Here is an 18129-nt window from a genome sequence, read left to right as displayed (position 1 = left end):
CATTCGGTCCCATGCGCTCTCCTCCGAACGACGCCAGGGCTAATTGCTGGAGGGCGGCAGCCTGAGCTTCTCCATCGCCTGCTCGATCGAGAAGCTGCCGGGGCGCTGCCGCGGCGGGAACTGCTGGAAGCTTTTCAGATGCTGCGCGACCAGCGCCTGGGCCGGGACCAGCACGAAGGCGTGCTCGACGAACCAGCGCACGTAGTCGCCCGACTCGTGCTCGGCACGCTCGAACGGGTCGGAGCGCAGGTTGAACAGGAGGGGCAGGCGCAACGGCACCATCGGCTGCATCCAGACCGAGAGCCCGTGCGCCTTCTGCTCCAGGAACACAGCCTTCCACTGTTCGAAGCGCAGACCGGCCAGGTTGCCGTCGTCCGTCCAGTAGAAGAACTCACGCCGCTTATCTTCGCCCCTGCGGGCCAGCAGATCGCGCTGGTCGTAGCCGTCGAGGTGAACCTTGAAGGTCTTGCCGGCAGCCTCATAGCCCTGCAGGAGCTTGGTCTTGATGTCCGGTTCGCCGGCCGCCGCAACGAGCGTGGTCAGCCAGTCCTCGGCGGAGAAGAGGTCGTTGATCTCGACGCGCGCCGGCACCAGACCGGGCCAGCGCACCATCGCGGGCACGCGATAGCCGCCTTCCCAGTTGGTGTTCTTCTCGCCACGAAACGGGGTGGCGCCGCCGTCGGGCCAGGAGAAGGTCTCGGCGCCGTTGTCGGTGGTGTAGACCACGATGGTGTTGTCGGCGATGCCGAGGTCGTCGAGCTTCCTGAGAAGCTGGCCGACCTGCCCATCGTGCTCGACCATGCCGTCCGGATAAATGCCGAGCCCGGTCCTACCCTGCGCCTCGGGCGCGAGCCGGGTCCAGATGTGCATGCGGGTGGAGTTGAACCAGATGAAGAAGGGCTTCTTGTCCCGGTTCGCCCGGTCGATGAAGTCGTTGGCGGCGGCAAGGAATTCCGCGTCGATGGTCTCCATGCGCTTCCGGGTGAGTGGGCCGGTGTCCTCGCAGCTCTGCTTGCCCCAGGGGCCGAAGCGCGGGTCGCTGCCGGGAGTGTCGGACGTTGTCGCCACGCATCTCAGGACGCCGCGCGGACCAAATTGCGCGCGGAAGCTGGGACTCTTCGGATAATCAGGATGCTCGGGCTCGTCCTCGGCATTCAGGTGGTAGAGGTTGCCGAAAAACACGTCGAAGCCGTGCACCGTCGGCAGGAACTCGTTGCGGTCGCCGAGGTGGTTCTTGCCAAACTGTGCCGTGGCGTAACCCTGCGCCGTGAGCAGATCAGCAAGGGTCGGGTCCTTCTCCGACAGGCCTTCCTTGGCGGCCGGCAGGCCGACCTTCAGAAGTCCGGTGCGCATCGGGCTCTGACCGGTGATGAAGGCCGCGCGGCCGGCGGTGCAGGATTGCTGGCCGTAATAGTCTGTGAAGATCGCACCTTCGTCGGCGATGCGATCGATGTTGGGCGTGCGGTAGCCCATCATGCCGCGATTGTAGGCGCTGATGTTCCAGTAGCCGATGTCATCGCCCATGATGACAAGGATGTTCGGCTTCGACTGCGGCTGCGCCGATGCGGACGCAGCGATCAGGGAGGCGAGCGACGCCAGGAGGCCGAGCCCGATCATGCCGATCCTGCGCATCGCCGCTCTCCCTGAGGTCGGATGAAGCCCTCGCGGCCGCCCGTGGCGGACCCGCCCGGTGGCGCCGCGGCGGCGCAGTGCCCCGGGCTTGCGTGGTAACGCTACGGCCCGCGTCCCGGCGGCTAGTCGCTTCCGTGCCGCCCCTGCTTCACCTGCTCCAGAACCTGCGAGAGGTTGTAGCTCTCGGCCGGCTGCAGCGGCGGGAATTTCTCGTAGCTCGACAGATGTTCCAGCCACAGCTGCTGGCCGAGGGGCAGGATGTTCCAGTCGTACTGGAAGGCCGTCGAGGGAGCGCCCAGGGCTCCGCCCACACTCATGGCGCTCTTCTGATCGATGCCGACTGCCTGCTCGAAGGGGTCGCGCTTGATGTTCTGCACGAGCGTGAAGTGGAACGGCACAAGCGGCAGAACCCAGCCGGCCGGGCCGGGCTGGGACATCGTGTAGTACATCTTCCAGTTCTTATAGCGCACCGCCGACGGGGTCGCGCCCGAGAAGTAGTAGAAGACGTCGCGCGCAGACTTGTCCGACTTGCCTTCCAGGTAGCTGCGCTGGTCGACGCCGTCGAGGGTCGTCTTGACGATGTCGGGATACTGGCCGGCCTCGATCTTCTGCTTCAGCCCCTCGCCCTTGGGACCGCCGGCGATGTCGACCAGCGTCGGCACCCAGTCGAGTGCGGCGAAGAGCTGGTTCTTCACCGTTCCCGGCTGGATCACGCCGGGCCAGCGGATCACCATCGGCGCCCGGTAGCCGCCTTCCCAGGCCTCGCCCTTCTGGCCCTTGAACGGGGTGACGCCGCCGTCCGGGAAGCTGATGGCCTCGGCGCCGTTGTCGGTCGTGAAGACGACGATGGTGTTGCCGGCCTGTCCCATGTCATCGAGCTTCTTGAGGACAAGGCCGATGTTGTCGTCGAGCTGCTTCATGCCGGCTTCGTTGACACCCCAATCCTTGCCGCCACGCTCACCCAGCATCGCCTCGTACTTCGGCGGCAGGACGGTCACGACATGCATGCGCGCCGGGTTGTACCAGACGAAGAACGGCTTGTTGGTCTTCTTCGGATCGTTGCGGTCGAGGAAGTCGACGACCTTGGCGGAGATCTCCTCGTCCACCGTCCTGGAGCGCTCGAGCGTCAGCGGTCCTTCATCCGTGCAGGTCTGGTTCTTGGCCGTCCCGTCGGACGAGCGGCAGGACAGGATCGGGCGCGGGGGCGTCAGGCAGCGCGTCGTCCTGCGATCGACGGCACCGGGCACCTCGGCCAGGCCCGGGATCGGCGTGTTCTGGCAGGGCGGCGCGATCCCCTGGTCCGACGCGGTCTTGTTGATGTCGGGGAAGCTCACCTGCTGCATGGCGTCGAGGTGATAGAGGTAGCCCCAGTATTCTTGGAAGCCGTGCGCCGTCGGCAGCGACTCGGTGTGGTCGCCCAGGTGGTTCTTGCCGAACTCGCCGGTGTTGTAGCCGAGATCGCGCAGGAACTTGGCGAGCGCCGGGGTGCCGGGGCGCAGGTAGGAGGGGCTGCCCGGCAGTTGCGGAGGAATCATGCCCGTGCGCAGCGGGTACATGCCGGTGAAGAAGGCGTTGCGGCCGGAGGTGCAGCTCTGCATGGCGACGTAGTCCATGAAGATCGCGCCCTCCTGTCCGATCCGGTCGATGTTCGGTGTTTCCCCGACCATCAAGCCGCGATGGTAGATGCTCGGCTGCATGAAGCCGATGTCATCGCCCATGACGAAGAGGATGTTGGGCTTCTGTTGGGACTGGGCCAACGCAGGGTCCGGTGCCGCCGCCGAAGCGGCGCTCAACGCGGCCAAGCCCAACCACGCAGAACGGCTCGTTCTCATGGCGGCACTCCTTCAGGTTTTCTGCCGCGCGGCTCCCGGCACCGCTGTCGGCGGCACCGGCAAGCTTCACGGGCACCGCCCCCGCGGGAGCCGCTGCGCTGTCAGCGTCGGGCCGGCCGAGCACGCCCAGCCTAAATATTCAAAACCGGACTGATACAGCAGGTCGGCTGATCTTTTACTGACTGAAGGCTCGCCCCGGCGCCGACCTTACAGAACAAGCCTGCACTGCGCCATGCAGACTTGGCAACTGTGCGAGACCGCTCTCGAATGTTCACTTGATGACCAGCGGTGAGGACGACGCGGACGACCGTGTCATCTATGGATTACGCCGGATCCGCGCCCGAAGCTCCTGGGGCCGGGACCACACCCCGCCGATTGCCTTGGCCTACGCCCTGCCGCCGAGCCGGCATCGATATCGGTGGGGAGCGCATGAGGCAGCGAGGCCGCAGCGTCGAGCTGCCCGACGGCACGAGGGCACGTGCGGCGAGCCATCCGGAGCCGCTCGCGACCGCGGGGAATCGGCAGCTCCTCACGGGATGCAGTTCCGGATCGCCGCCAGGGTGGAAGCCGGGACGGCGGTGTTGGTCGGGCTGCCCCACGGCGTCGGGACGACCCTGTTCGGCGGCAGGAACGGCAGGGACGGGCTGGTCAGGAGCCCGTTGAGCACCGCCACGACCCGGCCCTGCCCGCAATCGAGCACCGGCGCGCCGGAGGCGCCGCCGTCGAGAAGCAGGCGGTTCGAGCCCTGGACTTCGAAGAGGGCCAGGCCGGCATACCGGTCGGCGAGTTCCCTGCTCCTGCGGACGACACCCTGCGCCGCCTCCATCCGCCCGCCCGGATAGCCGAGGACCAGGACCGGCGCGTCCTCAGCGGGCGGTTGCGGCTGCAGATCGAGCACGGTCGCGTTCGGGAAGGGCTCCTGCAGCTCGATGATCGCCACGTCGTCCGCCAGGCCGGCGGCGCGTCCCGTGCCGCCCTCGCCTCGGCCGGGCAGCCTGCCCCTGACGGCGACGCGAAGCCGGACCCCCACCCTGAGGTCCGGCTCGCCCTCGCGCGTCGCCTGATGCAGTTCGGCGTCCTGCCAGCCCTCGGCCGGGAGTTCGTTCGCGAAGTGGGCGGCGGTCACCAGCAGCCGGGGCGAGGTGTAGAACCAGGCGGTGGCCCGCTCCCCGATGATCTCGTCCCACCCCTCGCGCCGGGGCTCGCCGAAGCGCCAGAACACGCTGACGACGGCTCGGGCGGAGGCCGCGGGATCGATACAGGATCCGGCGCTGTCCGGAGAGACGGCCCGGCCGGGAGGCGCGTGCAGGCAGAGCAGGATGGGCATCAGCGCCAGGCCGAAGGCGCAGAGCTTTCCTCGGACCCGCCGTGGCGTGACCATGCAGTTCCCAATCTTCCGCTGCTGGAGCTGCGGAACATCGGGACGACGCTGACCGACACAGGTCCAGGAGTACGCTTTCAACCCTGGGTAGCTGCCGGTTGTTCCTGGCGCAGCGGCCGTGCGACCGGGCGCGCCGCACGAGGAAAACCTAGACTGTACCGGCACTTATCGGGCTGTCCCGCCCCGGGATCGGTTGTCCGCTCCGGACCGGTTCACCGACCCGATCGCCGGTCCCATCCCAGCCTGCCGTCTATACTTATTTTGAAAATGCGTCCCGACTGATCAAGCAAGTGCAGTGGGGACGGTGGTAGTGGATACTCTGCGGGCACGTCTCTGCCTGCAACGTAAAGCCATGGGAGACAACAATGTCAGCTCATGTCCTGCGCAAGACGCATTCGGTCATCCGCATCGGCCTGGCGGCGGCGGGCGTGCTCGCCGGCTCCGCAGCGCTGGCGCAGCCGCTGGTGCTGCGGGTCAACCCGCATCTGGCCGACCAGGGCCTGCTCATGTCCGGCAACGACAGCGCCACGGTCGGGACCCTGTTCGAGACCGGGCCCCGCTATCAGGAGCCGAGCGGCGTGCGCGTCGGGCGCGGATCCCTGATCCCAGGCTGGGTGCAGATGGGCTCGTTCCAGAACGTCTCGGTCACGGGGCTGAACCCGACCGGGTACTACGGGTACTACATCTCCCCCGATGACCGCGCGGTGATCATCGACCTCGATTCCCACCGGGTCGTTCGCGTCATACCGCGCTGAGGTCGCGGCGCCCAACAACGACGGACTGGGCGAATCGTCTGCCGGCCCGGCGCAGCTGGCCGACCGCTCTCCGCTCAGTTCCTCGCCACGATGATGTCGGGCTCGGGCGCAGCCTTCGGTGCGGCCCGGAGCGGGGCCGAGATCGTCAGGTAGGTCGCCGTGCCGGTGAGCCGGTTGCGGACATCGAACTCGCGAAAGACCCGGAGATTCGTCGAGGCCGGGATCTCGCCGAGCTCGAAGGTGCAGCCGACCTGGCCGCCGAGCGACGTGACCCGGCCCTTGAACGGCAGGAGGAAGGGTCATGAAGCGTCTGATGATCGCCGTTATCGCCCTCGCGAGTGCGCCGGTCCTCGCCGGCGCGACACGTGCGGCCCAGGCGGCACGCAGGCCGCACGGCGTGGCCCAGTTCGACGGCGCCTGGAGCGTGGCGGTGGTCACCGAGCAGGGCAGCTGCGACCGGGCCTACCGCTACGGCGTCGTCGTTCGCGGCGGGCAGATCAATTACGCCGGTGGAGGCGATTTCGTGATCTCGGGGCGTGTCCAGCCGAGCGGCGCGGTCCGGGGCAGCATCGTGCGCGGCCTCGACCGGGCGAACGTGGTCGGGCGGCTTCGCGGCGACTACGGAGCCGGAGCCTGGGCCAGCTCCGGCACGTGGCGCTGCGGCGGCTACTGGAACGCCGAGCGACGAGGCCGGTAGGCTGAGCCCGCCATGCCGGGCCGATGCGCGCTGGAGGTCATGGCACGGAAGCGGTGCCGTGGCGCTCGCGTCAGGTCGCGACCTCGGACGGAACGCCTCGCGGGCGCGACGTCTCGAACAAGCGCTCACGGGCACCGTCAAAACGAGCCTGAACCAAGCGTCTCGAAGCCGAGCGGCTGTCGGGCGACGGCGGGTCGACCGCCGGCCTTCCCGCGCGACGCGGGGCAACGCGGGCAGCGCTGCGCCCGCACCATGTCCCATAGCCTGCTTTGCGGTCGAGGATCGAACATGCCCCGGGATCTCCTCCCGAGGCATCGCCTAGCGCGCTTTCCGCCAAAGTGCTTGCCGGTTTGGCGATCAGAAAGCGCGCTAAATCAATGGCTTGGAGCATTTTCCGTGATTCAAAAATCACGGAAAATGCTCTAGCGAAGCAGCCGTCCATCGGATGTCGAGGCCGCCCTTGATGCGCCGCAGTCGCGCGGACGCTCAGTACGTGCCGAACTTGTAGTTCACGCCGGCGCGGACGACGGCGAACTCGATCGGACGGCGCAGGCCACCGCCCGGTCCCGAGACCAGGGTCACGCCCGGCGAGAACGCCGACAGGACCGTGCCGTTCGGGGTGACCGCGAAGGCCCCCGTGTTGCGGTTGCCGCGGTCGAGGTTCACGTAGAGACCCTCCACCCGGAACGTCACCGCCGAGGCGCGGAAGAAGTTCAGCCAGCTGTCCCCGGCCAGCGCGTACTCGATGCCGCCACCGGCCGCCCAGCCGGTCGCGAAATCATTGGTCGTGCTGTTGGGCAAGCCGAACTGACGGCCGCCGCCCGAGCCGTAGGCGAAGCCGCCGGTGCCGTAGACCAGGGTTCGATCCCAGGCATAACCGATCCGGCCGCGCACCGTGCCGAAGAAGTCGAGGCCTGATATGCCGTTGGGGTTGAAGGCCAGGACGCCCGGGTTGAGGAAGCCGCCGGGCACCGTGGCGAAGGCGAAGCGGTTGCGGTTGCGCCCGAAATCGACGTACTGCGCGTCGGCCTCGAAACCGATCACGAAGCCCGAGCCCGGCGTGAACTGGTAGTTGTAGCCGATCTGGCCGCCACCCGAAAAGCCGTTGAAGGTGTTGGTGTTGTTGCCGAAGGCCAGGGTGCCTGGGGCCGGCGCGCCGGCAGCGGTGAGGAACAGGCTGGTGCCAGGCGTCGGGCCGGGTGCCACCGAGACCACGGTCGGGGCGCGGTTGCCCTGCGTGTCGAAGGCGTAGCCGAGATTGAAGCCGGCGTAGAAGCCCGTCCAGGTGAACACCGGAACCGGCGTGAAGATCGGCGGCGGCTCGCGCTTGGGCAGATCCGCCGCGGCGGCAGCGCCGCAGAGGAGCACCGTGGCGGTGCTAGTGAGAAGCAGTTTTCTGATCATGGGGTCCTCGCTTCCTGGGTGGAAGTCCGGCCAAGCTTGCGAGGCGCGCGTCGTCTGCCTAGGACCGTGGCGCAACCCACTAGGTTTGGTTGTAAACGTACGTTCCCACGAAGGGAACAGCCTTACCCCCTCGCCGAAGAATATCTACGCAGGAATTGGCAAATCGAGAATGGAAAAGCCCCGCAAACCCTAAGATTTGCGAGGCAAGGTTGCTTATAGCAATCCAGAGGACCAGTCCAGGAAGCTACGCTGCCATTTAAATTGATCGCGTGCGAGGCGGCAAGTGGAGATCTGGCTGTTTGAAAATGCTAAGTGCGTACCCTTATGCGCATCCGGCGCTGTCGCAAGCAATACGTGCATGTTTGAGCGCGAAGCGAGATGCTCTGCACAACAGCAAGGCCACCACCGGCCGGAGTTACACTGTGAATCGGCACTCCAGCCGGCGGTGCGGGCAGGGAAGGTGAGGAATGCTGGGTCTCCGCCCACGAAATCGGTGCGTCCGAAATCGGGCGGAGACGAGGCAGCGGTACGGTGTGTTCGCAATCGCACGCGCACGTCATCGGCGCCAGCGTACCCACGGATCGGCCGATGTCGTGGGCTTCTCATCCCTAGGCGCCGGGCTCGGGTCCCAGCGCTCACCGATCCGACCGATATCTCCGCGGGGCAAGGGCCCCGGGCGGCCCCGCTGCCGGACGGGGCCGCGGCAGCGGGGCGTGTCGCGGACCCCGCGACGGAGCCGATACGCAACGCGGCTCACGGGCAGGATGAAGGCGGGCGGTTAACCGGCGCCTCAGGGTCGCCGGGGCGCCGCGTCCCGGAATGGGAGCCCCTCAGGCGGCGGCGGTCTCGCGTGCGAGCCAGTCGACCACCGCGCGCAGGGCGTCCGCGTGACGCGCGCCGCGCGCCAGCGCCGCGTCGAAGATCCCGACCTGCTGGTCCGCGCTGGAGCCGTTGCGGGCGATGACCTTGGCGTTGGCGACCTCGGCGGCGCAGCCGAGCGCGGCGGCATCCTCGGCGACGAGGTTCAGCAGCGCGTCGACGGCCTCGGGCACCGGCACGGCGACGCCCCGCGCCTCGTCGATCAGGCTCGCCCGCACGCCCTCGCGCTCGGCCCGCCAGAGGTTCTCCTGCACGAAGCCGCGCGAGGCGCCGGTGAGCGTCGCGTGAAGGTCCGGGCGACGGTCGACGAGACGGACGAGGCAGCGGTAGAGGGCGGCGATCGTGAGCGTGTCCTCGAGCCGCGTGCAGCTGTCGGCGACGCGCAGCTCCAGCGTCGGATAGCGGCTGGAGGGCCGGATCTGCCACCAGAAATAGGTCGGATCCTTCACGGCCCCGGCCTCGACCATCCCGGCGACGTAGCGCTCGTAGTCCCGGGCGTCGTCGAACAGCTCGGGCAATCCCGTGCGCGGCAGCTCGGCATAGGCGCGCAGGCGGTAGCCAGCCAGGCCGGTGCGGCGCTTCTCCCAGAACGGGGACGAGGTGGAGAGCGCGAGCAGCAGCGGCAGGAAGGGCATCAGCCGCCGCATCAGGTCGACGCGCGCGCCCGGCCGCGGGACCTCGACATGGACGTGCAGGCCGCACACGACCGAGCGACGCCCGACGATCTGCAGATCGTCGATCATCTCCGCGTAGCGCGCCTTCCCGGTCTCCCGCTGCGCGGGCCACAGCGCGGTCGGGTGGGTGCCCGCGGCGAAGACGAGGAGCCCGTGCCGGCGCCCGATCCGCGCGAGGCCGGCGCGCAGATCCGCGAGCCTGCCGCGCGCCTCGGCGAAGCTGGCCGAGGGTGCCGTGCAGATCTCGACCTGGTTGCGGAGGAGCTCGCGCTCGACGGCCTTCAGCTCCTTGCGCGCGGCCTCGTGGAAGGCCGAGACGGGCCGCCGCGGGGCGGCCCGCGTCCGCGCGCCGGCGAGGAACATCTCCTCCTCGATGCCGAACTTGAAGTCGTGAGCCACGCCGCCCCCTCGTCCGCCCAGGCCGCGGGAACGGACCGGCCCGCCCCGCTGCCAGATGACGAACGAGGAGGGGGTCGGGTTCACTGCAGGCTCGTCGCGGCGAGTGCCGGCAATATCCTGTGCGGAGGCGGTGGTTCGACGAGGCGCGGGTCGGGAACGCCCGGACCGTTCCTCGCGAACCGAGACCCGCGGGTCCGGGGACAGGGACGCCCGTCCTGGTGCATAATCGCCCGCGAGGCCCGTCGCGGATGCCGGGCGCGGAGGAGCCATGACGATGCAGGGCGGAGGGAGCCGCGGCGGCAACGGCGCCTCGCGGGCGCGCAGGCAGTTCCTCGGCCAGGGCGCGGCTCTCGTGAGCGGTGCGCTGGCCGGAAGCCTCGCGGGGGGCGGCGCGCGCGCCGAGGGCACGGCGGCCGGCAACGGCCCGCCCGCCGTCCCGGACTGGATGAAGAGCCCCGGCGCCGATGTCGGCAGCGAGGTCTACGGCACGCCGTCGCGCTTCGAGAGGAACGTCGTCCGCAACGTTCCGAAGAACCTCAAGCAGTACACCTCGGCGTCGAGCCGCACGCCGCTGCAGGATCTCGACGGCATCATCACGCCGAACGGCCTCTTCTACGAGCGCCACCACGGCGGCATCCCCGAGATCGACCCGGCCCAGCATCGCCTGATGATCCACGGGCTCGTCGAGACGCCGCTCATCCTGACGATGGAGGAGATCCGGCGCTTCCCGTCCGAGTCGCGGATCCACTTCATCGAATGCTCGGGCAATCCGGGCTTCGAGGCGATCAACGGGCGCACCGCCTCGGACCTCGTCGGGCTCGTGAGCTGCGCCGAGTGGACCGGCGTGAGGCTGAGGACGGTCCTGCAAGAGGCCGGCCTCAGGCCGGAGGCCCGCTGGGTCGTCGCGGAAGGCGCGGATGCCGCCGCGCTGACGCGCAGCATCCCGATCGAGAAGTGCCTCGACGACGCGATGCTGGTCTACAGCCAGAACGGCGAGCGGCTGCGCCCGCAGCAGGGCTACCCGCTGCGCGTGCTCCTGCCCGGCTTCGAGGGCAACATGAGCGTGAAGTGGCTGCGCCGCCTCAACGTCACGGACGAGCCCGCCTACTCGCGCGAGGAGACCGCGAAGTACACCGACTCGATGCCGGACGGCACGGCGCGCCAGTTCACCTTCACCATGGAGGCGAAGTCGGTCATCACGCGGCCCTCGGGCACGCAGCGGATCGCGCGGGGCTTCAACGAGATCTCAGGCATCGCCTGGAGCGGCCGCGGGCGCATCCGCCAGGTCGAGGTGTCGGTCGACGATGGCGGGACCTGGACCGCCGCGCAGCTGCAGGACCCGGTGCTGACGCGGGCGCTGACCCGCTTCCGCCTGCCCTGGACCTGGGACGGCCGGCCGACGATGATCCTGAGCCGGGCCACGGACGAGACCGGCTACGTGCAGCCGAGCCTCGCCGACCTCACGGCGGTGCGCGGCCTGAAATCCTTCTACCACAACAACGCGATCATACCCTGGCGCATCGCGGCGAGCGGGGAGGTCACGAATGGCTTCGTCAAGGCTTAGGCTGCTGGCCGGCGCCGCCCTCGCGGCGCTCGCCGCGGGCGCCGAGGCCGGCGAGCGCTACGGGCTCGGGCGCCGGGCGACGGAGGCCGAGATCGCGGCCTGGAACATCGACGTCGACCGCGACGGCCGCAAGCTGCCGCCGGGAAGCGGCAGCGTCGCGCAGGGCCGGGGGGTGTTCGAGGCGCAATGTGCGTCCTGCCACGGCGCCCGAGGCGAGGGCGGCAGCGGCGACCGGCTGGCCGGCGGCCGGGGCAGCCTCGCCTCGGGCAATCCGATCAAGACGGTCGGCAGCTTCTGGCCCTACGCGCCGACGCTGTTCGACTACATCCGGCGGGCCATGCCGATGACCGCGCCGCAATCGTTGAGCGCCGATGAGGTCTACGCCGTCTCGGCCTACATCCTCCACCTGAACGGCCTCGTGCCGGAGGACGCGACCCTCGACGCGGGCTCGCTCGCCGCGATCAGGATGCCGAACCGCGACGGCTTCGTGCCGGATCCGCGGCCGGACGCGCCGCGCGCGAAGGCACCCGACTGACGGGCGGGGCCGCGCGGCCCAAATCCGGGCGTTCGACCGCCGCGCGGTCGCCGGACGCCGCCCCGCCCGACCGGACCGCTGTTCTCGCGTGGGAGGACCGTCTCGGACCATGCCCAAGGCCGCTTCCAAGACCGCCCCCAACACCACCCCCAAGACCGCCCCGAAGGCAGCCCCCAAGCCCGCCGGCCGGATCGCCGGCGTCCTCCTGGACCTGAGCGGCGTCGTGTTCGTCGGCGACGCCGCCATCGGGGAGGCGGTCGCGAGCCTGCGGGACCTGAGGGCGAGCGGCCTGCCGCTCCGCTTCGTCACCAACACGACCTCGAAGCCGCTCCGCGCCCTGCTGGAACAGCTGCGCCGGCTCGGGATCGAGGCCGGGAGCCGGGACATCGTCACGCCCGCGACCGCCGCGCGGAGGCTCGTGCGGGAGCGCGGCCTGTCGCCCCGCCTCGTGGTTCACCCGGACCTGCTCGAGGATTTCGCCCCCCCGCCGGCGCGGCCGGCCGATGCGGTGATCCTGGGCGATGCCGGCCGGGCCTTCTCCTACGAGGCGCTCAACGAGGCGTTCCGGCTGATCGAGGGCGGCGCCGCGTTCATCGCGCTCGCCCGCAACCGCACCTTCAAGGACGCGGACGGGCAGCTCAGCCTGGATGCCGGCCCCTTCGTCGCGGCGCTGGAATACGCGACCCGCCGCGACGCCCTCCTCATCGGCAAGCCCTCGGCCGCGTTCTACGCGGCGGCCGTGGCGGATCTCGGCACGGCCGCGCGCGAGACCGCGATGATCGGCGACGACGTGGAGGCGGACGTCGCCGGTGCCCTGGAGGCCGGGATGGCCGGCCTGCTCGTCCGGACCGGGAAGTACAAGCACGGCGACGAGGGCCGGATCGATCCGGGCCCGACCGCGACGCTCGCCGACCTCCGGCAGGCGGTGGACTGGGTGCTCGAACGGCGATGAGCCGCCGCCCCGGCGAGGCGGCCGGGACGCTGCGGCGGCGGCGCGGATGAACGACCTGTCACCGCCGCCCGCATCGGCCGATCACTCGGACCGGCCGAACAGGCGGCTGGCGAAGCGCGGCAGGGCATCGCCGCTCCCGGCCACCACCACGAGGCGCCGGACCTCGCCGCGCAGGTAGGCCTGCAGGAAGCGGTTGTAGTCGCGGAACGAGACGCAGCCGTTCGAGGCGCCGCTCGGCCCCAGCATGTAGGTGTGGGCCAGGAGACCGACGCGGCCGTGGACGGCCTCGCTGCCGCCGACGGGGGTGAGCCGGATCGCCCGCACGCCGTGGAACAGGGCCTCGCGCTCGGTGAGGTCGTAGGTGCCCGGCGGCGTCGCGCCGCGCATGCGGACGTGGACGGAGCGCGGGTCGTCCATGCTGGCGCCGAGCCCGGAATGCGCCTCGAGCCGCTCGCCGCTCGGCAGTGTGACGGTGCGCGCGGTGATGTCGTAGACAGCCGTGCCGCCCCCGGAATCCGGGAAGGGCACGGGGCTGATCTGCCGGCGCGGAGGCGCCTCGATGGGCTTGCTCTCCAGCGCGGCGTAGGCCAGGGCGGGGCCTGCCGAGCGCTCGACGCCGAACAGCTTCTCGAAGAAGGAGCGCGTGTCCTCCGGCGCGGGGGGCGCCGCCGCGCTCGCTGCCTGCCGGCTCGCCCGGCGCGCCGGCTCCTGAGCGGCCGGGCTCCGCAAGTCCCGCGGGCGCGGCACCGGCAGCGGCACGATCCGCGCGGCCGGGGCCGTCTCGGGATCCGGCGAGGAGGCCGGCGGCGCCGGCTCCTGCCGGGCGAAGGACGCGGACGGTCCGGCCGCGTCGTCGGGCGGCGCGGCGGGCCAGTCGGGAATGGCTCCGAGGAGAGCGCTGCGCCAGGCCTGCAGCGCGTCGGGCCCGAGCGACGGCGCGGCATCGGGCGTCTCGCCGGCTCCCGGCGCCTCGGCGCCCTGCTGCGCCGGGGCCGGAGGCGGATCCTCCGTCACGAGCGCGGCGGCCGGGACGTCGCGCGGGACCGAGAGCTCATCGGGCGGAGCAAGGGTCAGGAAGGCCGCGAGGGCGACCGTGAGCGGGGCGCGGCCGGTCCCTCCGACCTGGCCTCCGATCCGGCGAGCGCGTGTGGCGAGGCCGCCGATCTGCAGGAGGGTCTGTGCCATGCGACGCCACTCGGATCCTTCTCACCGAACGGATGAGGGCCGGTCATCGCCCCGGTCGTCGGAACTTGTACAGACGAGCCGCGAGCGAAGAACCGGTCGAATCCGTTTCGCTATGCAGCAAAAGTCCGAACGCAGCGGGCTTTTGTTGGGCAACATCATGGTCGGCCCGAGGTAAATCCGGTGCCTCGGCGGGCTGGGGCGGCGCGAATTCGCTCGCACGGCCCGCCGCAGGGTCGGGAACCCGGCAGGCCGCGGATGTCTTCGGGCAGGGGCGGCCGCTCGTTCGGCGGACGAGGCTCCGGGCGGGCTCAGGTCGGCGCGCCGAAACTCTCGAGCACGGCGTGCAGGGGCTCGGGCGGCACCCGCACCGTGCCGGCGAAGGGATGATCGATCGCCACGATGACGAGCAGGCCGGAGAAGATCAGGATCGACAGCATGCCCGTCATGATGGTCTGAACCCGGAGGTTCTCGGCCGCGAAGAAGAAGGTGAACCCGACCGTCAGCGCGGCACCGCTGACGAGCACCAGCCACAGGATCGAAGGAACGGTGCCGGAGGCCATGATCAGCCTGTCGCGCCGCGCCTGCGTGACCGTGTCGAGCTGATCGAGGATCTCGGCGAGGAAGATCCCGCCGCGCGCGTCGCCCGGCTCGATCGAGAGGGTTGCCGCGTAGACGTCGTCGAGCGCTTGCCGCGCCGCGGCGCTGGCCCCGCCGCGCTCCATCGCGGGCCAATCCTCCTCGATCGTCGACCGGATGTAGCGCGTCAGGCTGTCGCGAAGCGCCTTGCGCGCCGCGGCCGGGACGCCGTCGCCGAGGCGGTAGAGCGCAGCCAGGGCGCCGGCCTCCTGCGCGACCTTCCGCTCCGCCTCGCTGAACTTCTCCCAGACGACGACCACCGCGAAGGCCAGCAGCACCGCGTAGAGCACGCCGACGGTCGCGAACTTGAACCCGGCGACTTCGTTGTTGGTGCGAAGCTTGGCGAAGCTGACCTGCCGGCGGATCAGGATCGGGCCGAACATGGCGATGAGCGTCGGCAGTCCGACGAGGAGCAGGCCGGACAGCCACAGCGGAAGGTTCGTCAGCAACATCGCGTCCCCGCTTCGGATACGTGCGCGGGAGCCGGCTCGCGCGCGAACGGGCGCCCGGCCAGCGCCCGGCCCCGGCGGACGCCCAGGAGCCTGTCCCGGCGCCGCCGCGCCGTCGGGGACAGAGGACGGCCCCCGGTGATCGGGCGCTCCGTGGGCTGCTCTTACCATCCCGCTCGGCGCCGATCCGCCCTTGGTCACGGAGAGAACGGACCGGCAGGCGGCGGCCGCGTCCTGCCCGGCCCCGGCCTTCTCGCGCTCGTCCCGCCGCTGCGATATCCTCATCCGGCATTGCGGCAAGGCACCGGCGGCAAGGCACCGGCGGCAAGGCACCGGCGGCAAGGCACCGGCGGCAAGGCACCGGCGGCAAGGCACCGGCGGCAAGGCACCGGAAGGAGGCACCGATGGCAGTCGATCCCACCCCGGCCATGCGAGAGGGCATGGCGGCGAAGGCCGCCGGCAAGACCGTCTCGGCCAATCCCTACCGGGCCGGCTCGCAGGAGAGCGCCGACTGGCTCGCGGGCTACGTCCACGACGAGCGCGAGCAGAATCTCGACCGGCCCGAACCCGGCGAGGGTTAGGGGCCCGCCGGCCCCGGACATGAAACGGCCCCGCGAGCCGCGAGGCTGCGGGGCCGCTCAGGGTTCGGGGCAGGGCCGTTACGGGCAGGGATGCCGCTGCCCGTCGTAGCCGAGATAGGTGCCCGAGCGCGGGTCGTAGGATTTGAAGCGCTGGGCGCAATAGGCGGTCTGATCGCCGGCCGGCACCGGCGCCGCCGGCACCGCCTCGGTCTCGTAGCCGTAGGCGACGGGCGCGTAGCCGCCGTCGTAGTAGTCCGGGCCGTAGCCGCCGTAATAGCCGTAGCCGAGGCTGCCCGCGGCCAGGCCCAGCCCGACGCCCGCGGCGAGGCCGCCATAGCCGTAGCCGCGCCGGTAGCCGTAGCCGCGCCCGCCGTAGAAGCCGCGGTTGCCGGAAAATCCGGCGCCGCGATAGCCGCCGAAGCCGCCCCGGTAGCCGCCAGTGGCGACGGTGCCGCCGCGGAAGCCGCCGCCGCCGAGCCCGACGCCGCCGCCGCGCAAGCCGCCGCCGCCGCGGAAGGCGCCGCCCGTGACGACACCGGTCGAACTGCCAAACCCGCCGGTGCCGAACGCGCTCGTGCCGCGGAAGCTGCCGGCGCGCTGGGCGTCGGCCGTGGCGGGAATCATCGCAAGGGCGCCGGCCAGAGTGGTCGCGGCGATCAGGGCGCGCAACATGTGGATCTCGCTGGATTAGAGCCTCATTTCGAGAATGCGTTCCGGCCCGATTGGTTCGCGCGGGTACCTGCCGCGTCCGGTCGCAGCCGCTGGAGCGTGGCCATACGGTCACGAAGTTGCGAGAATTCGCTCCGCGCCGCCTCCAGGGCGCCGCGGCGGCGAAGACCGGTGGACAGCCGGATCGGATGGTCCGCGTACTACGTTGTACCGAAACCCGATTCGTCTCGGCGAGGCGGCCATGAAACGCGGCCAACAAACGCGGCCATGAAACAGCGCGACACCGAAGCGGCGGTCGCGGCGCAGGTCAATGCGACCATCGCCTTCGATCTCGGCGCCGCGGCAGCCTATTTCGAGGCGCTCGGCCATGTCGCCGTCGCGCGCTCGCTGCGCGCCCGTGCCGCGGATCTGCTCGCCGAGGCGGCACGTCTTCAGGCCAAGCTGGACGGGGTGCTGCCCGCCCTCGGCGACGCGGCGCGCTTTCCGCGGGTCGGCGCGTCCGAGGCGCGCGGCGCGGGCGCGAAGCCGTCGGAACGGCGCGACGAGGCGCAGCGCGGGAGCGGCAAGCCCCGCAAGCCGTGAGGGCGAACGCCCGCCTGGCCGCGGGCGGGGCGCCGGCGGCCGCCTATTCCGACAGCACGAAGACGGTGCCGAGGATCGCGAGCAGTACCGAGCCGCCGGCAAGGAGCTCGCGGGCCTCGCCCCCCAGGCGGGGAATCTTGCCGGTATTCGCCAGGCACGCGACGGTCAGCGCGAACACGAGACATGCGAGGCCCATCAGGTCGGTGAATTGCGCATGTTCGGGCATCGAAGATCCGTATCGAAGATCAGCGCCCGCAGAATAGCAGTTCAGGATCCTGATTTCGAGCCGCCCGCGAACGCAGAGCCGCTCGCGTCCGGGCCGCCCTAGTCCGCAATTGCCGAGACCGCATCCGCATAGGCGGTTGTCGGCCCGGCCCCGAGCTTGCGACACCTGCGGTCACGACGATCGAGGGCGAGGGCGATGTCTCGAATCGACATGGAAATGGACAGGAAGATCGACGTGGGAACCGACCCGCGATGGGATTTGGACCGGTGGTGGGACAGGCTCGTCCTCGCCGCCCTGTTCTTCGCGGTCGGGCTGACCGTCGGGCTCGGCGGCACCATGGCCATGAACGCGGTCTGGCCGCTCGAGCGGATGGCCTTCTGAGCGGCCGGCCGCCCAGGGGCGGCGGGCGCCTGTGACGTGCCGCACAGAGTTCGGGTCGGCCTCGGCTTACAGCGCCGCGTCACGGATGCTCGGAGACGAGACGCGCCACGACGCGAGAGCACGACCTGGGCGGCGGCAGGCTGGCCGTCCGCCCGACGGGAGGCCGACGAATGCGCAAGAACGACGAGACGACGCTGGCGCCGAGCCCCGCGACGCGGGGCAACCCCGTGCGGGCCGACGAGCGCGATCTGGTGATCTGGACCTTCATCGCCCTCGCCCTGTGCGCCACCGCCGCCTGGGCCGGCGTCACGGCCTGGATCGTCTGGAAAATGCTCGCCGTGTGAGCGGGCGCACCTCGGCGCGGCCGGCGACGCGCGGCGGCCCGCCGCGATATTGCAGTGCAGCGAAAGACCGCGTAGGCCGTTCCCATGCAACACGACAGGTCGACGAGGCTCATCAGGGCCGCGGAGATGAGCGAGTCGGCGGCCGAGGAGCTGCTGGCCGCGGCCGCCCATCTCGATCTCGACGGCGACGAGGCTGCCTCTCGCGCCGTCCGCGGCCAGGCGCGCTCGCACCGCGTCGAGGCCATCCGCCTGCGCGGGCTCGCGGCCGGCGAATCCTACATGGCCGTGACCCGGGCGCTGCCGCCGCGGGGCTGAGTCCCGATCCCGGTACCCGACCCGCGCCCGATCCTTGCGCTCGGGCCCGCACCGTCC

General features: G+C 70.6%; 19 protein-coding genes. 10 read left to right on the top strand and 9 right to left on the bottom strand.

Translation table 11 applies throughout. The features are described from left to right. Nucleotides 1-39: 39 nt before the first annotated feature. The 3 genes from WDW90_RS11970 to WDW90_RS11960 all read right to left on the bottom strand — a co-directional run bounded on the left by WDW90_RS11970 (nucleotide 40) and on the right by WDW90_RS11960 (nucleotide 4845). On the bottom strand, nucleotides 40-1632 hold the full coding sequence (locus WDW90_RS11970) for an arylsulfatase (RefSeq protein WP_336487604.1): 1593 nt from the start codon (nucleotides 1630-1632) through the stop codon (nucleotides 40-42). A 122-nt stretch (nucleotides 1633-1754) separates the two neighbouring features. Next, nucleotides 1755-3464, bottom strand: coding sequence for an arylsulfatase (locus WDW90_RS11965; protein WP_431311023.1), 1710 nt, complete (start codon nucleotides 3462-3464; stop codon nucleotides 1755-1757). A gap of 529 nt (nucleotides 3465-3993) precedes the next feature. Further along, the gene (locus WDW90_RS11960; protein WP_336487602.1) at nucleotides 3994-4845 is read right to left on the bottom strand and encodes a S1 family peptidase; all 852 of its coding nucleotides are present in this window, start codon (nucleotides 4843-4845) and stop codon (nucleotides 3994-3996) included. A gap of 365 nt (nucleotides 4846-5210) precedes the next feature. Here WDW90_RS11960 and WDW90_RS11955 point away from each other — a divergent pair, with 365 nt between their 5' ends. Next, on the top strand, nucleotides 5211-5600 hold the full coding sequence (locus WDW90_RS11955) for a hypothetical protein (protein ID WP_336487601.1): 390 nt from the start codon (nucleotides 5211-5213) through the stop codon (nucleotides 5598-5600). A gap of 301 nt (nucleotides 5601-5901) precedes the next feature. Further along, nucleotides 5902-6297, top strand: coding sequence for a hypothetical protein (locus tag WDW90_RS11950; RefSeq protein WP_336487600.1), 396 nt, complete (start codon nucleotides 5902-5904; stop codon nucleotides 6295-6297). A 486-nt stretch (nucleotides 6298-6783) separates the two neighbouring features. Here WDW90_RS11950 and WDW90_RS11945 read toward each other — a convergent pair whose 3' ends face one another. Both WDW90_RS11945 and WDW90_RS11940 read right to left on the bottom strand, forming a co-directional pair. After that, the gene (locus tag WDW90_RS11945; protein ID WP_431311022.1) at nucleotides 6784-7701 is read right to left on the bottom strand and encodes an outer membrane protein; all 918 of its coding nucleotides are present in this window, start codon (nucleotides 7699-7701) and stop codon (nucleotides 6784-6786) included. An 830-nt stretch (nucleotides 7702-8531) separates the two neighbouring features. Further along, on the bottom strand, nucleotides 8532-9653 hold the full coding sequence (locus WDW90_RS11940; RefSeq protein ID WP_336487599.1) for a carboxylate-amine ligase: 1122 nt from the start codon (nucleotides 9651-9653) through the stop codon (nucleotides 8532-8534). 274 nt (nucleotides 9654-9927) lie between these two features. On the opposite strand from WDW90_RS11940, the gene soxC reads away from it, so the two are divergent. From soxC to WDW90_RS11925, 3 genes are all read left to right on the top strand, one after another. Next, nucleotides 9928-11217, top strand: a complete 1290-nt coding sequence (gene soxC, locus WDW90_RS11935) for a sulfite dehydrogenase (protein WP_336487609.1) — start codon at nucleotides 9928-9930, stop codon at nucleotides 11215-11217. Continuing rightward, nucleotides 11198-11752 (top strand): c-type cytochrome, encoded by a 555-nt coding sequence (locus tag WDW90_RS11930; protein WP_336487598.1) that lies wholly within the window; start codon nucleotides 11198-11200, stop codon nucleotides 11750-11752. Before soxC ends, WDW90_RS11930 begins: the two co-directional genes overlap by 20 nt. Before the next feature lie 109 nt (nucleotides 11753-11861). After that, entirely contained in the window at nucleotides 11862-12704 is an 843-nt protein-coding gene (locus tag WDW90_RS11925) for a TIGR01458 family HAD-type hydrolase (protein ID WP_336487597.1), read from the top strand. 81 nt (nucleotides 12705-12785) lie between these two features. Here WDW90_RS11925 and WDW90_RS11920 read toward each other — a convergent pair whose 3' ends face one another. Together WDW90_RS11920 and WDW90_RS11915 are read right to left on the bottom strand one after the other, a co-directional pair. Beyond that, nucleotides 12786-13889, bottom strand: coding sequence for a tlde1 domain-containing protein (locus tag WDW90_RS11920; RefSeq protein WP_336487596.1), 1104 nt, complete (start codon nucleotides 13887-13889; stop codon nucleotides 12786-12788). Between the two features lie 308 nt (nucleotides 13890-14197). Further along, complete coding sequence (locus tag WDW90_RS11915; protein WP_336487595.1) at nucleotides 14198-14977, bottom strand: bestrophin-like domain; 780 nt, start codon at nucleotides 14975-14977, stop codon at nucleotides 14198-14200. A gap of 401 nt (nucleotides 14978-15378) precedes the next feature. Here WDW90_RS11915 and WDW90_RS11910 point away from each other — a divergent pair, with 401 nt between their 5' ends. Beyond that, the gene (locus WDW90_RS11910; protein WP_336487594.1) at nucleotides 15379-15555 is read left to right on the top strand and encodes a ribosome modulation factor; all 177 of its coding nucleotides are present in this window, start codon (nucleotides 15379-15381) and stop codon (nucleotides 15553-15555) included. Between the two features lie 78 nt (nucleotides 15556-15633). Here the strand turns inward: WDW90_RS11910 and WDW90_RS11905 are convergent, their stop codons facing one another. After that, nucleotides 15634-16227, bottom strand: coding sequence for a BA14K family protein (locus tag WDW90_RS11905; protein ID WP_336487593.1), 594 nt, complete (start codon nucleotides 16225-16227; stop codon nucleotides 15634-15636). A gap of 264 nt (nucleotides 16228-16491) precedes the next feature. On the opposite strand from WDW90_RS11905, the gene WDW90_RS11900 reads away from it, so the two are divergent. Further along, on the top strand, nucleotides 16492-16806 hold the full coding sequence (locus tag WDW90_RS11900; protein ID WP_336487592.1) for a hypothetical protein: 315 nt from the start codon (nucleotides 16492-16494) through the stop codon (nucleotides 16804-16806). Nucleotides 16807-16849: 43 nt separating this feature from the next. Here the strand turns inward: WDW90_RS11900 and WDW90_RS11895 are convergent, their stop codons facing one another. Beyond that, entirely contained in the window at nucleotides 16850-17032 is a 183-nt protein-coding gene (locus WDW90_RS11895) for a hypothetical protein (RefSeq protein WP_336487591.1), read from the bottom strand. Nucleotides 17033-17227: 195 nt separating this feature from the next. On the opposite strand from WDW90_RS11895, the gene WDW90_RS11890 reads away from it, so the two are divergent. From WDW90_RS11890 to WDW90_RS11880, 3 genes are all read left to right on the top strand, one after another. Continuing rightward, on the top strand, nucleotides 17228-17413 hold the full coding sequence (locus WDW90_RS11890) for a hypothetical protein (protein ID WP_336487590.1): 186 nt from the start codon (nucleotides 17228-17230) through the stop codon (nucleotides 17411-17413). 170 nt (nucleotides 17414-17583) lie between these two features. Further along, nucleotides 17584-17757: a hypothetical protein gene (locus WDW90_RS11885; protein WP_336487589.1), complete on the top strand. Its 174-nt coding sequence runs from the start codon at nucleotides 17584-17586 to the stop codon at nucleotides 17755-17757. 126 nt (nucleotides 17758-17883) lie between these two features. Further along, on the top strand, nucleotides 17884-18072 hold the full coding sequence (locus tag WDW90_RS11880; RefSeq protein WP_336487588.1) for a hypothetical protein: 189 nt from the start codon (nucleotides 17884-17886) through the stop codon (nucleotides 18070-18072). The last annotated feature ends 57 nt before the right edge of the window (nucleotides 18073-18129 follow it).

Origin of the sequence: Methylobacterium nigriterrae (assembly GCF_037106235.1) — a bacterium.
Classification (GTDB): Bacteria; Pseudomonadota; Alphaproteobacteria; order Rhizobiales; family Beijerinckiaceae; genus Methylobacterium; species Methylobacterium nigriterrae.
This window is presented reverse-complemented; position numbering and strand designations above follow the sequence as displayed.

What these genes read in the sequence shown, in the direction of transcription:
- soxC (WP_336487609.1), top strand. Translation starts at nt 9,928, where the DNA reads ATGCAGGGCGGAGGGAGCCGCGGCGGCAACGGCGCCTCGCGGGCGCGC.
- WDW90_RS11960 (WP_336487602.1), bottom strand. Translation starts at nt 4,845, where the DNA reads ATGGTCACGCCACGGCGGGTCCGAGGAAAGCTCTGCGCCTTCGGCCTG.
- WDW90_RS11920 (WP_336487596.1), bottom strand. Translation starts at nt 13,889, where the DNA reads ATGGCACAGACCCTCCTGCAGATCGGCGGCCTCGCCACACGCGCTCGC.
- WDW90_RS11910 (WP_336487594.1), top strand. Translation starts at nt 15,379, where the DNA reads ATGGCAGTCGATCCCACCCCGGCCATGCGAGAGGGCATGGCGGCGAAG.
- WDW90_RS11945 (WP_431311022.1), bottom strand. Translation starts at nt 7,701, where the DNA reads ATGATCAGAAAACTGCTTCTCACTAGCACCGCCACGGTGCTCCTCTGC.
- WDW90_RS11930 (WP_336487598.1), top strand. Translation starts at nt 11,198, where the DNA reads ATGGCTTCGTCAAGGCTTAGGCTGCTGGCCGGCGCCGCCCTCGCGGCG.
- WDW90_RS11950 (WP_336487600.1), top strand. Translation starts at nt 5,902, where the DNA reads ATGAAGCGTCTGATGATCGCCGTTATCGCCCTCGCGAGTGCGCCGGTC.
- WDW90_RS11965 (WP_431311023.1), bottom strand. Translation starts at nt 3,464, where the DNA reads ATGAGAACGAGCCGTTCTGCGTGGTTGGGCTTGGCCGCGTTGAGCGCC.
- WDW90_RS11915 (WP_336487595.1), bottom strand. Translation starts at nt 14,977, where the DNA reads ATGTTGCTGACGAACCTTCCGCTGTGGCTGTCCGGCCTGCTCCTCGTC.
- WDW90_RS11890 (WP_336487590.1), top strand. Translation starts at nt 17,228, where the DNA reads ATGTCTCGAATCGACATGGAAATGGACAGGAAGATCGACGTGGGAACC.
- WDW90_RS11970 (WP_336487604.1), bottom strand. Translation starts at nt 1,632, where the DNA reads ATGCGCAGGATCGGCATGATCGGGCTCGGCCTCCTGGCGTCGCTCGCC.
- WDW90_RS11895 (WP_336487591.1), bottom strand. Translation starts at nt 17,032, where the DNA reads ATGCCCGAACATGCGCAATTCACCGACCTGATGGGCCTCGCATGTCTC.
- WDW90_RS11885 (WP_336487589.1), top strand. Translation starts at nt 17,584, where the DNA reads ATGCGCAAGAACGACGAGACGACGCTGGCGCCGAGCCCCGCGACGCGG.
- WDW90_RS11900 (WP_336487592.1), top strand. Translation starts at nt 16,492, where the DNA reads ATGAAACAGCGCGACACCGAAGCGGCGGTCGCGGCGCAGGTCAATGCG.
- WDW90_RS11880 (WP_336487588.1), top strand. Translation starts at nt 17,884, where the DNA reads ATGAGCGAGTCGGCGGCCGAGGAGCTGCTGGCCGCGGCCGCCCATCTC.
- WDW90_RS11955 (WP_336487601.1), top strand. Translation starts at nt 5,211, where the DNA reads ATGTCAGCTCATGTCCTGCGCAAGACGCATTCGGTCATCCGCATCGGC.
- WDW90_RS11905 (WP_336487593.1), bottom strand. Translation starts at nt 16,227, where the DNA reads ATGTTGCGCGCCCTGATCGCCGCGACCACTCTGGCCGGCGCCCTTGCG.
- WDW90_RS11925 (WP_336487597.1), top strand. Translation starts at nt 11,862, where the DNA reads ATGCCCAAGGCCGCTTCCAAGACCGCCCCCAACACCACCCCCAAGACC.